The sequence below is a fragment of the Microbacterium sp. ZOR0019 genome, from assembly GCF_000800925.1.
In the GTDB taxonomy this organism is placed as follows: Bacteria; Actinomycetota; Actinomycetes; order Actinomycetales; family Microbacteriaceae; genus Microbacterium; species Microbacterium aurugineum.
The window spans coordinates 1-4940 of sequence record NZ_JRKC01000042.1; the positions used below are offsets into that span (position 1 = coordinate 1).

Here is a 4940-nt window from a genome sequence, read left to right on the forward strand (position 1 = left end):
GACACGGGTCGTCCGAGCCAGTTGAACCAGCCGACGGCGATCGCGACCACGGCCGCGACGAGCACCGGAAGGCCCGGCATGAGGAACGGAGTGAACGCGGCTGCGACCACGGCGGCCGCCACCCCCACCGCGATGGCCTGCCGCTGCCGGAGCCGCGGCCACAGCAGCGCGAGGAACGCCGCGGCGGCTGCAGCGTCCAGCCCCCACGTCTTCGGATCGCCCAGCACGTCACCCACGAGCGCGCCGACGAGGGTGGTGATGTTCCAGCCGACGAAGATACCGGCCCCGGTCACCCAGAAGCCGATCTGCCGCAGCCGCGGGTCGCTCTGCGAGATCGCCACCGCCGTCGATTCGTCGATCGTGAAGTGCGCCGCCATCGCTTTGCGCCCGGGCCCTCCCCCGACGATCGGCGACATCCGCATTCCATAGGCGACATTGCGCACCCCGAGAAGGGCCGCCGACGCGATGGCCGAAGGCAGGGCAGCGAGACCGCCGGCCGTGAAGACGCCGACGAACGCGAACTGCGAGCCGCCGGTGAACATCAGCAGGCTCAGGACGCAGGTCTGCCAGACATCCAGGCCGGATGCCACGGCCAACGCACCGAAGGAAACCCCATAGGCACTGGTCGCGAGCACGACACCGAGCGCCTCTCGCCAGACCTCACGCTCCGCGGTCATGGCGCCGATCGCATCCAGGTGTTCGCTTCAGTGAACGCATGACCATCATTCTGAACATTTCTGAATGCATAGTCAAGCGAACGATCGTTTGACATGATGAACACATGGAGGATCTCCGCACACGTCTCGCTCGAACCCTGCGTCGCGAAAGGGAGGCCGCGAGCCTGTCGGTCTCAGAGCTCGCCCGGCGAGCCGGGGTGTCCAAGGCCACGGTCTCGCAGCTCGAGAGCGGCTCCGGGAACCCCAGCGTCGAGACGCTGTGGGCACTCGGAGTGGCGCTCGGCGTGCCGTTCGCGGTGCTCGTCGACCAGCAGGCCAACGCCCCGACCCTGATCCGTGCCGACGACCTGGCCGGTGTTCCCTCCTCCGCCGCGGCCTACAGTGCGACCCTGCTCTCTGCCAGCCCTCCGGGAGCACGCCGCGATGTGTACCTGATCCAGGCCGACCCGGGCGATCCCCGCCTGTCGGACCCTCACCACCCGGGCACGATCGAGCACGTGATCCTGGTCGCCGGCGAGGCGCGGGTCGGACCCGCGGGCGAACCCGTGGTCCTCCACCCCGGCGACTACCTCACCTATGCCGGCGATGCCCCGCACATCTTCGAGGCGACGAAGCCCCACACGAGCGCCGTGCTCATCTCCGAATTGCGCTGAACGAGGGGCGACCGCGCCGGGTCAGTACCAGTTCACGGCCTGCGAATGCCCCCACGCGCTGCACGGGGTGCCGTACACCGAGGAGATGTACCCGAGCCCCCAGGCGACCTGGGTGGCGGCGTTGGTCTGCCAATCGGAACCGGCTGACGCCATCTTGCTACCGGGGAGCGCCTGCGGGATCCCGGTGGCGCCGCTCGGGTTGTACGCCTGGTAGTTCCACCCGGATTCCTTGTTCCACAGGGAGTCCAGGCAGGAGAACTGGTCGCCACCCCATCCGTAGGTGCTCGACATGAGCTGCCGTGCGGTGGCCTTGGCACCCTCCGGCGTGTTGGCTGCGGCCAGGGCGGCCGCCGCCTGCTTCTCCGCCGCGGCCCGCGCGGCGGCCTCCTCTGCGGCGATCCTGGCCGCCTCCTCCGCTGCGCGCTTCTGCTCTGCAGCATCGAGCGCACTGCGCAGCTCTGCGGTCTCGGCGACGACATCCGCCGTCTCCTGCTTCGCCTCCTCGGCGACGGGGACGACCAGGAGCACCGGAGTCACGTCGAGCTCTTCGAGCTTGTCGATGTCGCTCTCCAGATCGGAGGTGTCGACGGACGACGTGGTCTCGAGGTCGAGGCCCGAGCTGACGACCTCGCCGTTCAGCGTCTCCGCTGCGACGACCGCGACCTTCGCCTGTGTCAGCGTCGCGGACGCGACCTTCGTGATCTGCGCCAGGGGCTCTGCACCGGAACGGACAGCCGAGGTGACGACGGAGGGGATGTCCACCGCACCCGACGCGGGCACGGACGCGAGACCGACGCTCACGGTGATGCCGACGAGAGCGGCCGCCGCCACTCCGAGGACGGACAGGGGACGGTGGATCGCTGTGCGGGCAGAGGCCGCGGCGGAGGCGCGCCGAAGCGCACGAGTCTTCTGAAGCATGGGGTCGACTTTCGGGTTGTCGTACGCCGTTGCAGGAGACTCATCGGGAGCTCGTCCCCGGCGCAGTGAACCACCCTGACTCACGAACCTGAACGAAAACCATCCCTCACCTGGGATTTACATGAGAAGAGGGTCCCGCATGCGCCATCCGGCGATGCGAGACCCTCTCACTCGGAGCGTGTCCGAGGCTGGTGTCAGACGTTCGCGTCCTGGCGCTTCAGGCGAGCCGTCTCCCGTGCACGGGTGTTCGCATCGAGGTTCACCTTGCGGATGCGGACGACCTCCGGGGTCACCTCGACGCACTCGTCATCGCGGGCGAACTCCAGGCTCTCCTCGAGCGTCAGCTGACGCGGAGGCGTCATCGACTCGAACGTGTCGGAGCTGGCCGCACGCATGTTGGTGAGCTTCTTCTCCTTGGTGATGTTCACGTCCATGTCGTCGGCGCGCGAGTTCTCGCCGATGACCATGCCCTCGTAGACCTCCTGCGTGGGCTGCACGAAGAACGACATGCGCTCCTGCAGGGCGATCATCGCGAACGGGGTGACCACGCCCTGACGATCGGCGACGATCGAGCCGTTCTGACGCGTGGTGATGGAGCCCGCCCACGGCTCGTAGCCGTGCGAGATCGCGTTCGCGATGCCGGTGCCGCGCGTGGTGGTGAGGAACTCGCTGCGGAAGCCGATCAGGCCGCGCGACGGGACGATGAACTCCATGCGCACCCAGCCGGTGCCGTGGTTGGTCATGTTCTCCATGCGACCCTTGCGGTTCGCGAGCAGCTGGGTGATCGCACCGAGGTGCTCTTCCGGGGTGTCGATGGTGAGGTGCTCGAAAGGCTCGTAGGTCTTGCCGTCGATCTTCTTCGTGACCACCTGCGGCTTGCCGACCGTGAGCTCGAAGCCCTCGCGACGCATGTTCTCGACGAGGATGGCGAGGGCCAGCTCTCCACGGCCCTGCACCTCCCAGGCGTCCGGGCGTCCGATGTCGACGACCTTGAGCGAGACGTTACCGATCAGCTCCTTGTCGAGACGGTCCTTGACCATGCGAGCGGTGAGCTTGTGGCCCTTGACCTTGCCCATGAGCGGCGAGGTGTTGGTGCCGATCGTCATCGAGATGGCGGGGTCGTCGACCGTGATGGCCGGCAGCGGACGCACATCCTCGGGGTCGGCGATGGTCTCACCGATCGTGATGTTCTCGAATCCGGCGATGGCGACGATGTCGCCGGGGCCGGCGGAGTCGGCCGGGTAGCGCTCGAGAGCGCGGGTCTTCAGGAGCTCCGTGATGCGCGCGTTGCTGGTGGTGCCGTCGGCACGGACCCACGCCACGGTCTGGCCCTTCTTCAGCGTGCCGTTGAAGACGCGGAGCAGAGCGAGACGACCGAGGAAGGGGCTGGAGTCGAGGTTCGTGACCCAGGCCTGCAGCGGGTGCTCGTCGTCGTACTCCGGAGCGGGAACGTGCTCGAGGATCGCCTCGAACAGCGGCTCGAGGTCGTCGTTGTCCGGCAGCGAGCCGTCGGCGGGACGATTCTGCGATGCGGCACCGGCGCGACCGGAAGCGTAGACGACAGGCACGTCGAGCAGTGCGTCGACATCGAGGTCGGGCACGTCGTCGACCAGGTCGGAGGCGAGACCCAGGAGCAGGTCGTGTGCCTCCTCTTCGACCTCCGCGATACGGGCGTCGGGACGATCGGTCTTGTTGACCAGGAGGATCACGGGGAGCTTGGCCTCGAGCGCCTTGCGCAGCACGAAGCGCGTCTGCGGCAGCGGGCCTTCACTCGCGTCGACGAGCAGCACGACACCGTCGACCATGGACAGGCCACGCTCGACCTCGCCCCCGAAGTCGGCGTGACCGGGGGTGTCGATCACGTTGATCGTGATCTCCTCGCCGCCTGCGTGCTTGCCCTTGTAGGTGATCGCCGTGTTCTTGGCGAGGATCGTGATGCCCTTCTCACGTTCCAGATCGTTCGAGTCCATGGCGCGCTCATCGACGTGGGCGTGTTCACCGAAGGAGCCCGTCTGACGCAACATGGCGTCGACGAGAGTGGTCTTGCCGTGGTCGACGTGCGCGACGATCGCGACGTTGCGGAGGTCAGAGCGAAGGGCGTGCGCCATGCAGGTGTCCTAAAAGATGTGGGGTTTTGCCGGGAAGCCGACGTTCCAGGATAACGCAAGCACAGAGCTTGTTCCTGAAAGCAGGTCGTAGCATCGAGATCGTGACCAGACCGCAGGCTCCGTGGGACCTCCCCGACCTCTCCCCCGCCCCGTCCCGTGCGCGACTGTGGTGGGAGATCGCGATCGTCCTGGCGCTCGGCCTCGGACAGTCCGCCGTGTATGCGATCGTGCAGCTCGTCTACCGGCTCACGGATGAGGTCCCGATCGCCGACCAGGTCGCGAAGCTGAACCCGTCCCGGAGCGACCGCGAGATCTTCGACCTCATCTACCAGGTGCTCGCGATCGGGTTCTCCCTGATCCCGGTGGTGCTGGTGTGCTTCCTGCTCTGGCAGTCACGGCGCCCGCATTTGGCACGGCTGGGTCTGGACGGCACCAGGTCAGGACGCGATGTCGGTCGCGGCATCCTGCTCGTCCTGGCGATCGGCATCCCCGGCCTGGGTCTTTACCTCGCCGGTCGCGCTCTGGGACTCACCGTGGCCATCGACCCCGCGGGGATCGACGCGTATTGGTGGACCGTTCCCGTC

4 protein-coding genes and 1 pseudogene are annotated in these 4940 nt (G+C 67.4%); 2 read left to right on the forward strand and 3 right to left on the reverse strand.

Going from position 1 to position 4940, the window contains the following annotated elements; genetic code table 11:
• Positions 1-677: AzlC family ABC transporter permease (locus L978_RS09210; RefSeq protein WP_047522657.1), on the reverse strand; the 677-nt coding region annotated here is incomplete at its 3' end.
• A gap of 104 nt (positions 678-781) precedes the next feature.
• Between L978_RS09210 and L978_RS09215 the strand changes: the two genes are divergently transcribed.
• On the forward strand, positions 782-1330 hold the full coding sequence (locus L978_RS09215) for a helix-turn-helix domain-containing protein (RefSeq protein ID WP_047522659.1): 549 nt from the start codon (positions 782-784) through the stop codon (positions 1328-1330).
• Between the two features lie 21 nt (positions 1331-1351).
• Here L978_RS09215 and L978_RS09220 read toward each other — a convergent pair whose 3' ends face one another.
• Both L978_RS09220 and typA read right to left on the reverse strand, forming a co-directional pair.
• Complete coding sequence (locus tag L978_RS09220) at positions 1352-2248, reverse strand: hypothetical protein (RefSeq protein ID WP_052193488.1); 897 nt, start codon at positions 2246-2248, stop codon at positions 1352-1354.
• A gap of 194 nt (positions 2249-2442) precedes the next feature.
• Positions 2443-4356, reverse strand: a complete 1914-nt coding sequence (typA, locus tag L978_RS09225; RefSeq protein ID WP_047522661.1) for a translational GTPase TypA — start codon at positions 4354-4356, stop codon at positions 2443-2445.
• Positions 4357-4457: 101 nt separating this feature from the next.
• On the opposite strand from typA, the pseudogene L978_RS09230 reads away from it, so the two are divergent.
• Positions 4458-4940: pseudogene (locus L978_RS09230) on the forward strand (CPBP family intramembrane glutamate endopeptidase); the annotation flags it as partial.

What these genes read in the sequence shown, in the direction of transcription:
- L978_RS09215 (WP_047522659.1), top strand. Translation starts at nt 782, where the DNA reads ATGGAGGATCTCCGCACACGTCTCGCTCGAACCCTGCGTCGCGAAAGG.
- L978_RS09220 (WP_052193488.1), bottom strand. Translation starts at nt 2,248, where the DNA reads ATGCTTCAGAAGACTCGTGCGCTTCGGCGCGCCTCCGCCGCGGCCTCT.
- typA (WP_047522661.1), bottom strand. Translation starts at nt 4,356, where the DNA reads ATGGCGCACGCCCTTCGCTCTGACCTCCGCAACGTCGCGATCGTCGCG.